Below are 15,546 nucleotides of genomic sequence, written 5' to 3'. Positions count from 1 at the left end.
CGAGGGGACAGGGCGATGACGGCCGAGCTGGTCCGGGGGCAGAACCACACCTTGCCCCAGACCCGTCTGGAGATCAGGGTGTCGGCGGGCTCACCCGTCGTGGCCGGGGCCACGCTCGGGGACGAGCGGGGCACGGTCCGCGGCGTCGAGTGGATCGCCCATCCGGGAGCGCACCGCCTGCCCGGCCTGGAGGTGTCCAGGCAGGCGGCGGCCGACCACCGGCTGGCCGTGGACCTCGACGCCCTGCCCGACGCGGTGCACCGCGTCACCGTGCTCCTCGCCCTGCCCGCGGGCGCCGGGCGGCCCGCCACCTTCGGTGCGGTCGCCGCACCCTTCGTCGCCGTCACCGGCCTCGACGGTGCCGAGATCGCCACCTTCACCCTGACCGGACTCGACTCCGAGTCCGCCGTGTCGGCTCTGGAGCTCTACCGCCGTCAGGGCGCCTGGAAGGTCCGCGCCGTCGGCCAGGGGTACGCCGCCGGTCTCGCCGGGATGCTCGCCGACCAGGGGGTGGCGGAGGCGGTGGAGCTGGCCGCCTCGATACAGGAGGCCGTCGCCTCCGGGCTCGCCCGCTCGGTGACGCCCCCGCCCCGCACCCCGGACAGCGAGCGGGTGGGACACCCCGCGGGCCCCGCGGCCTCCGGGGACGGCGGGCGCCCGCCTGCCGCGCCGCAGGTCCCCGAGCCGCCCACCGAGCCGCTCCGTGACCGGACCCCTCCGCCCCCGGACCTCGCTCCGGGCGGGCCCATCGACTACGCGCACCCGCGCCGTCAGACCTCGGCGCCGCCCCCGCCCGCTCCGGCAGCCCCGCCCGCCGAGCCCGGCCGGCCGGCGCAGCCCGTCGCCGGCGACGCCACCGGCTGGTCCATGGACGAGCGCCTCTACAACCAGATCTGGGGCATGTTCGAGGACCTCGCCCGGGCCGTCGCCGCGTACCGCAGCGCCGTCGACTTCGCCGAGTCCCGGATGGACCAGGAGCTCGAAAGGACCCTCTCAGACCCGCGCAGCCGGATCGGAGGTACGGGCGACCGTGCCCGGGAGGAGGCGCGGGCGAAGCGCGACGAGCTCACCGGCCGGGCGCGGGAGGCGCTCGAGCGGGATCTCGCCCAGCTCACCGCCGAGTCCGCCGTCGTGGAGCCGGCCCTGCCCGCCTCGTACGCGGGCTGGGACAACCCCGTCTGGCACGGCTACCGCGTCCCCATGGAGATCCCGATGGCCCTGCGCATCGGCGACCTCCGGCTGCCCGAGAGCGCCGAGCTGCGCATCCCGCTGCTGGTGCGGCTGCCCCTGGAGCGGGGGATCTGGGTGGACAGCGGGCGCACGGCCTCCGAGGCCGCCGCGGCGACCTCGGGGGACCAGCTGCGGGGGCTGGCCATGGAGACCGCGGTCGCCCTGGCGGCGCGGCTGCTCGCCGTCTATCCGGCCGACGAGTTCTCCGTCCACGTCATCGACCCGGCCGGTGCCGCCGCCGGATCCCTCGCGCCCCTGGTGCGCGCCGGGGTGCTCGCCGGGCCGCCCGCCGCGGGGGCGGAAGGAGTGGCCTCGGTCCTCGCCCGCCTCACCCGGCGCGTCGATCTGGTGCAGATGGCGATCCGGGCCGGTGCCTCGGACGCGCTGCCCCCGGATCTCGACACGGGCGAGCAGCTGCTGATCGTCAACGACTTCCCGCACGGTTTCGACGACAGGGCCGTCACCCAGTTGCGCTATCTGGCCGACGAGGGCCCTTCCGTGGGTGTGCACCTGCTGATGGTGGCCGACCGGGAGGACGCCCGGGCCTACGGTCCCGTGCTCGACCCGCTGTGGCGCTCCCTCCTGCGGATCACGCCCGTGGCGGACGACCACCTCGCCGACCCGTGGGTGGGTCACGCGTGGACCTACGAGCCGTTGCGGGCCCCTCGGGGCAGCAACGTCCTGGAGCAGGTCCTCGCCCTGGTGGCGGCGGCCCGGCGCGCGGGCCGGCGCTGACCTCGTTGACGGCATTTCAGATCAGGTCCACATAGGCTCTGACCAGGCATTTTGATCACACCTTGGTACGGACTTTACCGTTTCTTGGTGCTTCATGTACTGTTCTTGGTGCGGAGGGGAGTACTCCCGATCGCGGCGTTCCCGTCAGTACGGACTGTGACCGGTCCCGGGGCGTCGGCCCGGCGCGCATCCCGCGCTCCCGGGTGGAAGAGACCTCCGGCAGCGACGACGCTGATCTATAGCCGTAGCGAACTGCCGGAGGCGCAGTGGACGTTTCATGGACTCTCTGGACGCTGACCATCCTCGGTCTCGTCGCCCTCATCTCCGTCGACTTCTTCATCGGGCGCAAGCCTCATGACGTGTCGACCAAGGAAGCCGGTATCTGGACCGTCGTCTGGATCGCGCTGGCCGCGCTCTTCGGGCTCGGTCTGCTGGTCTTCGGCGAAAGCCAGGCCTCGGGCGAGTTCTTCGCCGGCTTCATCACCGAGAAGTCGCTGAGTGTCGACAACCTCTTCGTCTTCGTCCTGATCATGGCGAAGTTCTCGGTGCCCTCCCACCTCCAGCAGCGGGTGCTGCTCGTCGGTGTGCTGATCGCCCTGGTGCTGCGTGCGATCTTCATCGCCGCCGGTGCCGCGGTCATCGCCAACTTCTCGTGGATCTTCTACATCTTCGGCGCGTTCCTGATCTACACCGCCTGGAAGCTCATCCAGGAGGCCAGGGCCGACGAGGACGAGGAGGACTGGGAGGAGAACCGTCTCCTGAAGTCGATCGAGCACCGCTTCGGTGTCGCCGACCGGTACCACGGGACGAAGCTCTTCATCCAGAAGAACGGCAAGCGCGTCATGACCCCCCTCATGGTGGTCATGCTCGCCATCGGCACCACCGACGTGCTGTTCGCGCTCGACTCCATCCCGGCGATCTTCGGCCTGACCCAGGACCCGTACATCGTCTTCACCGCCAACGCCTTCGCCCTGATGGGCCTGCGTCAGCTGTACTTCCTCATCGGCGGTCTGCTGAAGAAGCTGGTCCACCTCAGCTACGGGCTCTCGGTGATCCTCGGGTTCATCGGCGTCAAGCTCGTGCTGCACGCCCTGCACGAGTCCGGGGTGCACGTCCCGGAGATCTCCATCCCGTTCTCCCTCTCCTTCATCTGCGCGGTCCTGGTGGTCACCACGATCACCAGCCTGATCGCCAACAAGAAGACGGCGGCCCGGGAGGCCCAGGAGAAGGACGACAGCGAGAACGTCACCGCGGAGAAGTAGCGCGGACCGACACACCGACGGCCGGGGCCCCGGAAGGGGCACCCGGCCGTCGGCCGTCCACCGGTTCACCAGCCGCGTTCGCGCCACTCCGGCAGGTGGGGGCGCTCGGCGCCGAGCGTGGTGTCGTGACCGTGCCCCGGGTAGACCCACGTCTCGTCCGGCAGCCGGTCGAAGAGCTTCGTCTCCACGTCGTGGAACAGGCTCGCGAAGGCCTCGGGGTCGTTGCGCGTCTTGCCCAGGCCGCCGGGGAAGAGGCAGTCGCCGGTGAACACGTGCGGCGCCCCGTGCGGGTCGTCGTAGACCAGGGCGACGGACCCCGGCGTGTGGCCGGCCAGGTGCCTCGCGGTCAGCGGGACGCGGCCCACCCGGACCGTGCCGCCGTCCTCGACGAGCTCGTCGGTCGGGACCGGGATGCCCTCGGCGTCGTACCTCCCCGCGTACGTCCGCGCCCCGGTGGCCGCCACGACCTCGCCGAGCGCCTGCCAGTGGTCGGGGTGCCGGTGCGTCGTGACGACGGAGGCGATGCCGTCGGCGCCGATCAGCCGGAGCAGGATCCCGGCCTCGGCGGCCGCGTCGATCAGGAGCTGTTCGCCGGTGGCGCGGCAGCGCAGAAGGTACGCGTTGTTGTTCATCGGGCCGACGGCGACCTTGGAGATCATCAGATCCGTCAGCTCGTGTACATCCGCCGGGCCGCCGACCCTGACCGTTCCGCTGTACGTCATGTGACGCAGCCTATAGCGGGGGCAGCGCGGGAAGGCCGCCCCCTTCGACGGTGAGCGCCGAGCCGTCGCGGCGTCCGCAGAGCCAGCCGAGGATGTCGGGCGCCGAGCCCCGGACGGTGACCGGAGCGCCCTCCGTGCCCCCGCCCGTGGTCCACAGACGGCCGTCCGGGGTGACGGCGGTCGTGGCGACCACGGCGGGGTGCCCGGCGAACCGCTCGGCCAGGAAGTCGTTCTCCCGGGTCACGAACTCCTCGGGGAGGTCCTCCAGCTCGTAGCCCACCCCCAGGTCGACGTGGTGCAGCTCGACCTCGACCCGGCGGCGGAAGGGGATCCGCGACGCGGAGTCCGTCACACCGTTGCGCAACGTGACCGTGCGTGACCAGTCGGCGGGTTCCTCGGCCACGGAGAGGAAGGCCGCTCCGCTCGTACGCAGGTCAGCGAGGTGCTCGGTCAGGGGCCGGGGAGCGTCACGGTCGATGTCGGCGTCCCGGGTTTCGCTGTTCGCGTACATCGGGCGTCCTCGGAGAACATTTACGAGGGCGTCGGCGTTACGTGACAGGTGGGCAAGAACATGGCCGCGGCTCCAGCCCGGCAGAAGCGACGGCTCGGCAACGGCGCCGTCGTCCATCTTGCCCGTGGCACTGAGCAGCCGATCGGTCGCTTCACGTACAGCTTCCAGGTCGTGCGCATGATCAGTCATGGGCCGAGCGTAGACCCCGCCACTCATTCGGGTGATGGAGTCTCCGGTCGACCGTAAATCGAATGCGCGTGCTATACGCTCGGAGTCGAAAGCTTCGTACATCGCTGTGGCGCCCCCCATACCCTGGGACAGGGGCTCAGTTCCCCCACTTCTCTCCAGAAAGGTGCGGACCGGCGTGGCCGACCGTCTCATCGTCCGTGGCGCGCGCGAGCACAACCTGAAGAACGTCTCGCTCGATCTCCCCCGTGACTCCCTCATCGTCTTCACCGGGCTCTCCGGATCGGGCAAGTCCTCGCTCGCGTTCGACACGATCTTCGCCGAGGGGCAGCGGCGCTACGTGGAGTCCCTCTCCTCGTACGCCCGGCAGTTCCTCGGCCAGATGGACAAGCCGGACGTGGACTTCATCGAAGGCCTCTCGCCCGCCGTCTCCATCGACCAGAAGTCGACCTCGCGCAACCCGCGCTCGACGGTCGGCACCATCACCGAGGTCTACGACTACCTCCGGCTGCTCTTCGCCAGGATCGGCAAGCCGCACTGTCCCGAGTGCGCCAGGCCCATCGCGCGCCAGTCGCCGCAGGCCATCGTCGACAAGGTGCTCGGCCTGCCCGAGGGCAGCCGCTTCCAGGTCCTCTCCCCGCTCGTCCGCGAGCGCAAGGGGGAGTTCGTCGACCTCTTCGCCGACCTCCAGACCAAGGGCTACAGCCGGGCCAGGGTCGACGGTGAGACGATCCAGCTGTCCGAGCCTCCCACGCTGAAGAAGCAGGAGAAGCACACCATCGAGGTGGTCATCGACCGCCTCACGGTGAAGGAGGGCGCCAAGCGCCGCCTGACCGACTCCGTCGAGACGGCGCTGGGCCTCTCCGGCGGGATGGTCGTGCTCGACTTCGTCGACCTCGAGGCGGACGACCCCGAGCGTGAGCGGATGTACTCCGAGCACCTCTACTGCCCGTACGACGACCTCTCCTTCGAGGAGCTGGAGCCCCGCTCCTTCTCCTTCAACTCCCCGTTCGGCGCCTGTCCCGACTGCACGGGCATCGGCACGCGGATGGAGGTCGACCCGGAGCTGATCGTCCCGGACGAGGACAAGTCCCTCGACGAGGGCGCGATCCACCCCTGGTCGCACGGGCACACCAAGGAGTACTTCGGGCGCCAGATCAACGCGCTGGCCGACGCCCTCGGATTCCGTACGGACATCCCCTGGGCCGGGCTGCCGCAGCGGGCCAAGAAGGCGCTGCTCCACGGTCACAAGATCCAGACCGAGGTGCGCTACCGCAACAGGTACGGGCGCGAGCGCGCCTACACCACCCCTCGCTTCGAGGGTGCCGTCCAGTTCGTCAAGCGGCGGCACTCCGAGGCCGAGAGCGACTCCAGCCGGGAGCGCTTCGAGGGCTACATGCGCGAGGTGGCCTGCCCGACCTGTGAGGGCACCCGGCTCAAGCCGCTGGTCCTCGCGGTGACGGTGATGGAGAAGTCCATCGCCGAGGTCGCCGCGATGTCGATCAGCGAGTGCGCCGAATTCCTCGGCCGGCTCAAGCTGAACGCCCGCGACAAGAAGATCGCCGAGCGGGTCCTCAAGGAGGTCAACGAGCGGCTGAGGTTCCTCGTGGACGTCGGCCTCGACTACCTCTCGCTGAACCGCGCTGCGGGCACCCTGTCCGGCGGCGAGGCCCAGCGCATCCGGCTCGCCACCCAGATCGGCTCCGGGCTCGTCGGCGTGCTGTACGTGCTGGACGAGCCGTCCATCGGCCTGCACCAGCGCGACAACCACCGGCTGATCGAGACCCTGGTCCGGCTCCGGGACATGGGCAACACGCTCATCGTCGTCGAGCACGACGAGGACACCATCAAGGTCGCCGACTGGGTCGTCGACATCGGCCCCGGCGCGGGTGAGCACGGCGGCAAGGTCGTCCACTCCGGTTCGCTCAAGGAGCTGCTGGCCAACAAGGAGTCCATCACCGGGCAGTACCTCTCGGGCAAGCGTGCCATCGAGATGCCGGACGTCCGGCGCCCCGTCGACCCGAAGCGCCGGCTCACGGTGCACGGTGCCCGGGAGAACAACCTCCAGGACATCGACGTCTCCTTCCCGCTCGGTGTGCTCACGGCCGTCACCGGTGTCTCCGGCTCGGGGAAGTCGACCCTGGTCAACGACATCCTCTACACCCACCTGGCGCGCGAGCTCAACGGCGCCAAGTCGGTCCCCGGGCGGCACACCCGCGTCGACGGCGACGACCTCGTCGACAAGGTCGTCCACGTCGACCAGTCGCCGATCGGCCGGACACCCCGGTCCAACCCGGCCACGTACACGGGAGTCTTCGACCACGTCCGCAGGCTCTTCGCGGAGACGATGGAGGCGAAGGTGCGCGGCTACCTGCCGGGCCGCTTCTCCTTCAACGTCAAGGGCGGCCGCTGCGAGAACTGCTCCGGCGACGGCACGATCAAGATCGAGATGAACTTCCTGCCCGACGTGTACGTCCCGTGCGAGGTCTGCCACGGCGCGCGCTACAACCGGGAGACGCTGGAGGTCCACTACAAGGGCAAGTCCATCGCCGAGGTGCTGGACATGCCCATCGAGGAGGGGCTCGAGTTCTTCGAGGCCGTCCCGACGATCGCCCGCCACCTCCGCACGCTCAACGAGGTGGGCCTCGGATACGTCCGGCTCGGCCAGTCCGCACCGACGCTCTCCGGCGGTGAGGCGCAGCGGGTGAAGCTGGCGAGCGAGCTGCAGAAGCGCTCCACCGGCCGCACGGTCTACGTCCTGGACGAGCCCACGACCGGTCTGCACTTCGAGGACATCAGCAAGCTGATCTCGGTGCTGTCGGGCCTGGTCGACAAGGGCAACACGGTGATCGTCATCGAGCACAACCTCGATGTCGTCAAGACCGCCGACTGGGTCGTCGACATGGGCCCCGAGGGCGGCAACGGCGGCGGTCTCGTCGTCGCCGAGGGCACCCCGGAGCACATCGCCTCGGTTCCGGCCAGCCACACCGGGAAGTTCCTCCAGGAGATCCTGGGCGCGGACCGGATCGGTGAGGCGGCGGTGCCCGCGGCCCGCAAGGCGCGTAAGGCGCCCGCGAAGAAGGCCGTCGCCGCGAAGGCGTCCACGGCCCGCAGGACGGCCACCGCCAGGACGGCCGGAAAGGGCGCGGCGGCCGAGCCCGCGGCGAAGGCGAAGAAGGCGGCCCGTACGCGGAAGGCCTGACACCCGGCGGACGGGGCGGCCCCTGACACACGGGCCGCCCCGGCGCCGCAGGGCCTCCCGTTCGCCGGCCGCCCGACTCCGTCCGGCCGGCGCGCCCGCCCGAGAGGGAGGGCAGGTGTCCGCCCGGCGGCCCCGCACTCCCGGGGCCGGTCGAGAGCCCGCCGTTCTCCGTCGGTATCGTCGGGTCTGTCGCCCATGCCTCCAGGTGCGGCCCGTGCCCCCCATCCGTGGCACCCGGTGCCCCGGACGGTGACGGCGGCTCTCTGTCCCCCCAGACCAGTGGAGACCGCATGTCCGGCCTGCCCGCCGCCCGCCGTACCGTCCTCAAGGGCGCCGCTCTCGCCGGTGCAGCCGGGCTGGGGGCGGCAGCCTGCTCGACCGAGTCGAAGCTCGGCCACGCACAGACTCCGACGCCCACCGCGCCCGTGGAGCTCGGCGCCGCGGACGAGGTCCCGGTCGGCGGGGCGAAGCTCTACCGGGAGCAGCGGGTCGTCGTGAGCTGCCTGGCCGCCGGTCAGTACAAGGCGTTCAGTGCCCAGTGCACCCACGCGGGCTGCCTCCTCGACAAGGTCGAGGAGAACGAGGGCAACTGTCCCTGCCACGGGAGCCGCTTCGACGTGACCACGGGCAAGGCGGTGCGGGGACCGGCCACCGTGCCGCTGCCCTCCGTCCCGCTGAAGCTCGAGAACGGGAAGCTCGTCGCCGGTCCCGGGGCCTGACCTCCCCGCGGGTCCCGGGGCCTGACCTCGCCGCGGGGCCCGGCGGGGAAGTCCGTCACGGGCACCAGGGGCCCCGGAGATCCCGCTCTGTCACCGCCCGCCAGTAGGGTGTGAGACATGGCAGACCCCTCCAGCTACCGCCCCAAGCCGGGACAGATCCCCGACTCCCCGGGGGTCTACAAATTCCGCGACGAGCACCGCCGGGTGATCTACGTCGGGAAGGCCAAGAACCTCCGCCAGCGCCTGGCCAACTACTTCCAGGACCTCGCCGGTCTGCATCCGCGCACCCGCACGATGGTCACCACGGCCGCCTCCGTGGAATGGACCGTGGTCTCCACCGAGGTCGAGGCGCTTCAGCTGGAGTACTCCTGGATCAAGGAGTTCGACCCCCGGTTCAACGTCAAGTACCGCGACGACAAGAGCTATCCCTACCTCGCGGTCACGCTCAACGAGGAGTTCCCGCGCGTCCAGGTCATGCGCGGCGCCAAGAAGAAGGGCGTGCGCTACTTCGGTCCGTACGGGCACGCCTGGGCGATCCGCGAGACCGTCGACCTGATGCTCCGGGTCTTCCCCGTGCGCACCTGCTCCGCGGGCGTCTTCAAGAACGCCGAGCGGACGGGCCGTCCCTGCCTCCTCGGCTACATCGGCAAGTGCTCCGCCCCCTGCGTCGGACGGGTCACCCCGGAGGAACACCGGGATCTCGCCGAGAACTTCTGCGACTTCATGGCGGGCCGCACCGGGACGTACATCCGCCGCCTGGAGAAGGACATGATGCAGGCGGCCGAGGAGATGGAGTACGAGCGGGCGGCGCGGCTGCGGGACGACGCGGAGGCGCTCAGGCGGGCCATGGAGAAGAGCGCCGTCGTCCTGGCCGACGCCACCGACGCCGACCTGATCGCCGTGGCCGAGGACGAACTGGAGGCGGCGGTCCAGATCTTCCACGTCCGCGGCGGACGGGTGCGCGGCCAGCGCGGCTGGGTCACCGACAAGGTCGAGGCCGTCGACACGGCGGGCCTGGTCGAGCACGCGCTCCAGCAGCTGTACGGGGAGGAGTCGGGCGACTCCGTCCCCAAGGAGGTGCTGGTCCCGGCGCTCCCCGAGGACCCCGAGGCCGTGTCGCAGTGGCTCGCGGACCGCAGGGGGTCCCAGGTCAGCCTCCGCATCCCGCAGCGGGGCGACAAGAAGGACCTGATGATCACGGTCCAGCGCAACGCCCAGCAGGCGCTGGGGCTCCACAAGACCAAGCGCGCGTCGGACCTCACGACACGCTCCCGCGCCCTGGAGGAGATCGCCGAGGCGCTCGGCCTCGACACCGCGCCGCTGCGCGTCGAGTGTTTCGACATCTCGCACCTCCAGGGCGACGACGTCGTCGCGTCGATGGTGGTCTTCGAGGACGGCCTCGCGCGCAAGAGCGAATACCGCCGCTTCCAGATCAAGGGCTTCGAGGGCCAGGACGACGTCCGCTCGATGCACGAGGTCATCGGGCGCCGCTTCAAGCGCTACCTGCAGGAGAAGGAGCGGACGGGGGAGTGGGACGAGACCCCGGCGCCCACGGGCCCCGTACCGGCCCCGGCACCCGCGGCGCCCGAGGCCGGCGGGGAACCCGCAGCCGCGGTGGCCGCCACTTCTCTTCGCGAGGAGTCACGGGAGGAGACCCGCGAGGACTCCCACGAGGAGACCCGGGAGGAGTCCCGCGAGGAGCCCCGGGAGGAGTCCCGCGAGGACGACGGCCGCCCCAAGCGGTTCGCCTACCCGCCGCAGCTCGTCGTCGTCGACGGCGGGCAGCCGCAGGTCGCCGCCGCCAAGCGGGCCCTGGACGAGCTGGGCATCGACGACATCGCCGTCTGCGGCCTCGCCAAGCGCCTCGAAGAGGTCTGGCTGCCCGACGACGACGACCCGGTGGTCCTGCCCCGCTCCAGCGAGGGCCTCTACCTCCTCCAGCGCATCCGGGACGAGGCCCACCGCTTCGCCATCACCTACCAGCGTGCCAAGCGGGCCAAGCGGATCCGCAGCAGCCCCCTGGACGACGTCCCCGGGCTCGGCGAGACCCGCAAGCAGGCGCTGATCAAGCATTTCGGCTCCGTGAAGAAGCTGAGGCAGGCGACAATCGACGAGATCTGTGAGGTGCCGGGCATAGGGCGCAGGACCGCGGAATCGGTGGCCGCCGCCTTCGCCGCGGCCGCCCCGGCCGCGCCCGCCGTGAACACCGCCACAGGAGAGATCATCGAAGAGGACGACGGGGGCAGCAGGACATGACCGAACAGACGCACGAACCCAGCAGCGAACGCGGCCGAGTAGACGGAGCAGCACACGTGAGTACGGGAAGCACCACGGAGAAGGCCGAGGCCACCCCGCCCGCCATCCCCGAGCTGGTGATCATCTCCGGGATGTCCGGCGCCGGGCGCAGCACCGCCGCCAAGTGTCTGGAGGACCTCGGCTGGTTCGTCGTGGACAACCTGCCGCCCGCACTGATCCCCACCATGGTGGAGCTCGGCGCCCGCTCCCAGGGCAACGTCGCCCGGATCGCCGTCGTCGTCGACGTACGCGGCCGGCGCTTCTTCGACAACCTCAGGGAGTCCCTCGCGGACCTGGCGGCCAAGCACGTCACCCGGCGGATCGTCTTCCTGGAGTCCTCCGACGACGCCCTCGTACGCCGTTTCGAATCGGTCCGCCGTCCCCACCCGCTCCAGGGCGACGGCCGGATCGTCGACGGCATCGCGGCCGAGCGTGACCTGCTGCGCGAGCTGCGGGGCGACGCCGACCTGGTCATCGACACCTCCAGCCTCAACGTGCACGAGCTGCGGGCCAAGATGGACGCCCAGTTCGCCGGCGACGAGGAGCCGGAGCTGCGGGCGACGGTGATGTCCTTCGGCTTCAAGTACGGGCTGCCGGTCGACGCCGACCTCGTCGTCGACTGCCGCTTCCTGCCCAACCCGCACTGGGTCCCGGAGCTCCGCCCCTTCACGGGACTCAACGAGGAGGTGTCCGACTACGTCTTCGACCAGCCGGGCGCCAAGGAGTTCCTCAACCAGTACACGGAGCTGCTCCAGCTGATCGCCGCCGGTTACCGCCGTGAGGGCAAGCGGTACGTCACCATCGCCGTCGGCTGCACGGGTGGCAAGCACCGCTCCGTCGCGATGTCGGAGAAGCTGGCCGCCCGACTGGCCACCGAAGGGATCGAGACCGTCCTCGTCCACCGGGACATGGGGCGCGAGTGACCAGTCGCCATCTGCGCCAGCGCCGGCTGAGCAGGGCCACGGCCGCGCTCTCCGGGCGCAAGCGCGGCGCACAGCCCAAGGTCGTCGCCCTCGGCGGCGGCATGGGCCTGTCCGCCTCGCTCACGGCGCTGCGCCGGATCACCGGCGACCTCACCGCCGTGGTCACCGTCGCCGACGACGGCGGCTCCAGCGGCCGTCTCCGGGAGGAGCTCGGAGTCCTCCCGCCGGGCGACCTGCGCAAGGCGCTCGCCGCGCTGTGCGGGGACGACGAATGGGGCCAGACCTGGGCCCGGGTCATCCAGCACCGCTTCGAGTCCAAGGGCGACCTGCACGAGCACGCGGTGGGCAATCTGCTCATCGTCGCCCTCTGGGAGCAGCTGGGCGACCACGTCCAGGCCCTGGACCTGGTCGGCAAGCTGCTCGGGGCGCACGGCAGGGTGCTGCCGATGTCCGCCGTCCCCCTGGAGCTCCAGGCGCTCGTGCGGGGGCACGATCCGGAGCGCCCCGAGGACGTCGTCACCGTGCGGGGGCAGGCGACGGTGGCGCTGACCCCCGGTGAGGTGCAGTCCGTCCACGTCGTCCCGGCCGATCCGCCGGCGGTCCCCGAAGCGGTGGCCGCGGTGCTCGACGCCGACTGGGTGGTGCTCGGTCCGGGGTCGTGGTTCTCCTCGGTGATTCCGCACCTGCTGGTGCCCGAACTGCTCGACGCGCTCGTGACCACGAAGGCCCGTAAGGTCCTCTCGCTGAACCTCGCACCACAGCCCGGTGAAACAGAAGGCTTCTCACCGCAGCGTCATTTGGAGGTTTTGGGACGACACGCCCCTAAACTCGCCATGGACGTGGTGCTGGCCGACGAGGCCGCCGTGCCCGACCGCGAGTCCCTCGCCGACGCCGCACAGCGGCTCGGAGCCGCGGTCGAGCTGGCCCCCGTGGCCTCACCCGACGGCGATCCGATTCATGATCCGGAGCTGTTGGCCGCCGCGTACGACCGTATTTTTCGGATGCATGGAAGGATCGGCCCATGGCGATGACGCCAGCGGTGAAGGACGAAGTCTCTCGGCTTCCCGTGACCCGGACCTGCTGCAGAAAGGCAGAGGTCTCGGCGATTCTTCGGTTCGCGGGCGGGCTGCACCTGGTGAGCGGCCGGATCGTGATCGAGGCCGAGCTGGACACGGCGATGGCCGCCCGACGGCTCAAGCGGGACATCCTCGAGATCTTCGGGCACAGCTCGGAGCTGATCGTGATGGCTCCCGGCGGCCTGCGCCGGGGCTCACGCTACGTCGTACGGGTGGTGGCCGGCGGCGATCAGCTGGCGCGCCAGACCGGCCTGGTGGACGGCCGCGGCCGCCCCATCCGCGGCCTGCCCCCGCAGGTGGTCTCGGGGGCCACCTGCGACGCGGAGGCCGCCTGGAGGGGCGCCTTCCTGGCGCACGGCTCGCTCACCGAGCCCGGCCGCTCCTCCTCGCTGGAGGTGACCTGCCCGGGACCGGAGGCCGCTCTCGCCCTCGTCGGTGCCGCCCGCAGGCTCTCCATCGCGGCCAAGGCCCGGGAGGTGCGCGGGGTCGACCGTGTCGTCGTCCGCGACGGCGATGCCATCGGTGCCCTGCTGACCCGCCTCGGTGCCCATGAGTCGGTGCTGGCGTGGGAGGAGCGCCGGATGCGGCGCGAGGTCCGCGCGACGGCCAACCGGCTCGCCAACTTCGACGACGCCAACCTCCGCCGCTCCGCCCGTGCCGCGGTGGCGGCGGGCGCCCGGGTGGGCCGCGCGCTGGAGATCCTGGGCGAGGAGGTTCCGGAGCACCTCGCGGCCGCCGGGCGGCTGCGCATGGAGCACAAGCAGGCCTCCCTGGAGGAGCTGGGAGCGCTCGCCGACCCGCCGCTGACCAAGGACGCGGTCGCGGGCAGGATCAGACGCCTGCTGGCGATGGCCGACAAGCGGGCCCAGGACCTGGGCATCCCCGGCACGGAGGCGACCCTCAGCGAGGAGCTGGCCGACGGCCTCGTGGGCTGAGAACCGCAGGAGAGCCCCGGCCGCGCCTTCCGGCGCGGCCGGGGCTCCGCTGTGGGACCGGGGCTCCGGAAGGCGGCCGACGACGGAATTTTTCGCGCCAGGCGGCGTCGTCCATTCCTCGAATTGCGCGCCGCGTGTTTTCGGAATAGTTCGAGTGCGACCCCGCACGAATGAGCGGTCCGGGCTTCCGTAGTTCCACGCCCGTGCCACCCCCGGAATACGCGGACGGCCTGGCATTTTCATCGATTGAGTGCCGCTCCGCACAATTGAGCGCAGCTTCCCGCGATGTCCTGCGTAAGGCTGTCGTGAGTCCGCCGCGGGTGGAGTCCGCCGGATCCGTCCATGGCCGGAACCGTGAGGGCTGAGTCCGCGTCAGTGACTCCCGGTGACGCCGCCCCGGTGCGAGCCGCGCGCCGCCCCCTTTCCCGCAAGGGGAGCGGTTCCGGAGCGTGTTGACGCTTGGTGGCCGTGGGATGTGCGGTCGGCGTCCCGGCCGTACGTCCCGGCCGGAATCCCCTGCTCCTACTCGGGAGTAAGGAGATCCCCGTTCGTACCGCGCCTCTCGATGTCACTCCGGAGGCTTCGGAGAGGTAGGGTCGGAGGCGGTCGGGGACATCCCTAATAAAACTCGCCGGCATCGAAACCGGCGTTCCTAACGAGGAGATCGGTTCGTGACGATCCGCGTAGGCATCAACGGCTTTGGCCGCATCGGTCGTAACTACTTCCGCGCGCTGCTGGAGCAGGGTGCGGACATCGAGATCGTGGCTGTCAACGACCTGGGTGACACTGCGACCACGGCTCACCTGCTGAAGTACGACACCATTCTGGGTCGTCTCAAGGCAGAGGTCAGCCACACCGCCGACACCATCACCGTCGACGGTCACACCATCAAGGTGCTCTCCGAGCGCAACCCGGCCGACATCCCCTGGGGTGAGCTGGGCGTCGACATCGTCATCGAGTCGACCGGCATCTTCACCAAGAAGGCCGACGCCGCGAAGCACATCGCCGGTGGCGCCAAGAAGGTCCTCATCTCGGCTCCGGCCAAGGACGAGGACATCACCATCGTGATGGGCGTCAACCAGGACAAGTACGACGCGGCCAACCACCACGTCATCTCCAACGCCTCCTGCACCACCAACTGTGTGGCGCCGATGGCCAAGGTTCTCGACGAGAACTTCGGCATCGTCAAGGGCCTGATGACGACGGTCCACGCGTACACGAACGACCAGCGCATCCTGGACTTCCCGCACTCGGACCTGCGCCGCGCCCGCGCCGCCGCCGAGAACATCATCCCGACCACGACGGGCGCCGCCAAGGCGACCGCCCTGGTCCTCCCGCAGCTCAAGGGCAAGCTCGACGGCATCGCGATGCGCGTCCCGGTCCCGACCGGCTCCGCCACCGACCTCGTCGTGACGCTGCAGCGCGAGGTCACCAAGGACGAGGTCAACGCCGCGTTCAAGAAGGCGTCCGACGACGGCGACCTCAAGGGCTTCCTGACGTACACCGAGGACCCGATCGTGTCCTCGGACATCGTCGGCGACCCGTCGTCCTGCACCTTCGACTCCTCCCTGACCATGGTCCAGGAGGGCAACTCGGTGAAGATCCTCGGCTGGTACGACAACGAGTGGGGTTACTCCAACCGCCTCGTCGACCTGACCGTCTTCGTCGGCGGCCAGCTCTGATCCTAGGATCGGCAGGCATCCAGGTGTGATGTGAGGGGCTCGGACGGCGCGACGCGGCGCCGTTCGAG

At 70.6% G+C, this 15,546-nt stretch carries 11 protein-coding genes; 9 read left to right on the top strand and 2 right to left on the bottom strand.

The window, feature by feature from the left end:
- Nucleotides 1-15 precede the first annotated feature (15 nt).
- Together OG488_RS09025 and OG488_RS09020 are read left to right on the top strand one after the other, a co-directional pair.
- Nucleotides 16-1,965 (top strand): TerD family protein, encoded by a 1,950-nt coding sequence (locus OG488_RS09025; RefSeq protein ID WP_329227585.1) that lies wholly within the window; start codon nt 16-18, stop codon nt 1,963-1,965.
- Nucleotides 1,966-2,231: 266 nt separating this feature from the next.
- Nucleotides 2,232-3,227, top strand: coding sequence for a TerC family protein (locus OG488_RS09020; RefSeq protein ID WP_329227583.1), 996 nt, complete (start codon nt 2,232-2,234; stop codon nt 3,225-3,227).
- A 65-nt stretch (nt 3,228-3,292) separates the two neighbouring features.
- Here OG488_RS09020 and OG488_RS09015 read toward each other — a convergent pair whose 3' ends face one another.
- Together OG488_RS09015 and OG488_RS09010 are read right to left on the bottom strand one after the other, a co-directional pair.
- Nucleotides 3,293-3,949, bottom strand: a complete 657-nt coding sequence (locus tag OG488_RS09015) for an MBL fold metallo-hydrolase (protein ID WP_329227581.1) — start codon at nt 3,947-3,949, stop codon at nt 3,293-3,295.
- A 10-nt stretch (nt 3,950-3,959) separates the two neighbouring features.
- A complete protein-coding gene (locus tag OG488_RS09010) occupies nt 3,960-4,649 on the bottom strand; it encodes a maleylpyruvate isomerase family mycothiol-dependent enzyme (protein WP_329227579.1) in 690 nt (229 codons plus the stop codon).
- A 175-nt stretch (nt 4,650-4,824) separates the two neighbouring features.
- On the opposite strand from OG488_RS09010, the gene uvrA reads away from it, so the two are divergent.
- The 7 genes from uvrA (at nt 4,825) to gap (ending at nt 15,478) form a co-directional block, all read left to right on the top strand.
- Complete coding sequence (gene uvrA, locus OG488_RS09005; RefSeq protein ID WP_329227577.1) at nt 4,825-7,848, top strand: excinuclease ABC subunit UvrA; 3,024 nt, start codon at nt 4,825-4,827, stop codon at nt 7,846-7,848.
- A gap of 290 nt (nt 7,849-8,138) precedes the next feature.
- The gene (locus tag OG488_RS09000) at nt 8,139-8,567 is read left to right on the top strand and encodes a Rieske (2Fe-2S) protein (RefSeq protein WP_329227575.1); all 429 of its coding nucleotides are present in this window, start codon (nt 8,139-8,141) and stop codon (nt 8,565-8,567) included.
- 117 nt (nt 8,568-8,684) lie between these two features.
- Nucleotides 8,685-10,823 (top strand): excinuclease ABC subunit UvrC, encoded by a 2,139-nt coding sequence (uvrC, locus tag OG488_RS08995; RefSeq protein ID WP_329227573.1) that lies wholly within the window; start codon nt 8,685-8,687, stop codon nt 10,821-10,823.
- The gene (gene rapZ, locus OG488_RS08990) at nt 10,820-11,785 is read left to right on the top strand and encodes an RNase adapter RapZ (RefSeq protein WP_329227571.1); all 966 of its coding nucleotides are present in this window, start codon (nt 10,820-10,822) and stop codon (nt 11,783-11,785) included. Before uvrC ends, rapZ begins: the two co-directional genes overlap by 4 nt.
- Complete coding sequence (locus OG488_RS08985; protein WP_329227570.1) at nt 11,782-12,816, top strand: gluconeogenesis factor YvcK family protein; 1,035 nt, start codon at nt 11,782-11,784, stop codon at nt 12,814-12,816. The genes rapZ and OG488_RS08985 overlap by 4 nt, the downstream gene beginning before the upstream one ends.
- Nucleotides 12,807-13,796, top strand: coding sequence for a DNA-binding protein WhiA (gene whiA, locus OG488_RS08980; RefSeq protein ID WP_329227568.1), 990 nt, complete (start codon nt 12,807-12,809; stop codon nt 13,794-13,796). Before OG488_RS08985 ends, whiA begins: the two co-directional genes overlap by 10 nt.
- A gap of 671 nt (nt 13,797-14,467) precedes the next feature.
- Entirely contained in the window at nt 14,468-15,478 is a 1,011-nt protein-coding gene (gene gap / locus OG488_RS08975; protein ID WP_329227566.1) for a type I glyceraldehyde-3-phosphate dehydrogenase, read from the top strand.
- Nucleotides 15,479-15,546: the final 68 nt, after the last annotated feature.

This window comes from Streptomyces sp. NBC_01460 (assembly GCF_036227405.1).
In the GTDB taxonomy this organism is placed as follows: domain Bacteria; phylum Actinomycetota; class Actinomycetes; order Streptomycetales; family Streptomycetaceae; genus Streptomyces.
This window is presented reverse-complemented; position numbering and strand designations above follow the sequence as displayed.

Excerpts from the sequence above, each read along its gene's own strand:
- rapZ (WP_329227571.1), top strand. The coding sequence starts at position 10,820 with ATGACCGAACAGACGCACGAACCCAGCAGCGAACGCGGCCGAGTAGAC.
- OG488_RS09000 (WP_329227575.1), top strand. The coding sequence starts at position 8,139 with ATGTCCGGCCTGCCCGCCGCCCGCCGTACCGTCCTCAAGGGCGCCGCT.
- OG488_RS09025 (WP_329227585.1), top strand. The coding sequence starts at position 16 with ATGACGGCCGAGCTGGTCCGGGGGCAGAACCACACCTTGCCCCAGACC.
- whiA (WP_329227568.1), top strand. The coding sequence starts at position 12,807 with ATGGCGATGACGCCAGCGGTGAAGGACGAAGTCTCTCGGCTTCCCGTG.
- OG488_RS09010 (WP_329227579.1), bottom strand. The coding sequence starts at position 4,649 with ATGACTGATCATGCGCACGACCTGGAAGCTGTACGTGAAGCGACCGAT.
- OG488_RS09015 (WP_329227581.1), bottom strand. The coding sequence starts at position 3,949 with ATGACGTACAGCGGAACGGTCAGGGTCGGCGGCCCGGCGGATGTACAC.
- uvrC (WP_329227573.1), top strand. The coding sequence starts at position 8,685 with ATGGCAGACCCCTCCAGCTACCGCCCCAAGCCGGGACAGATCCCCGAC.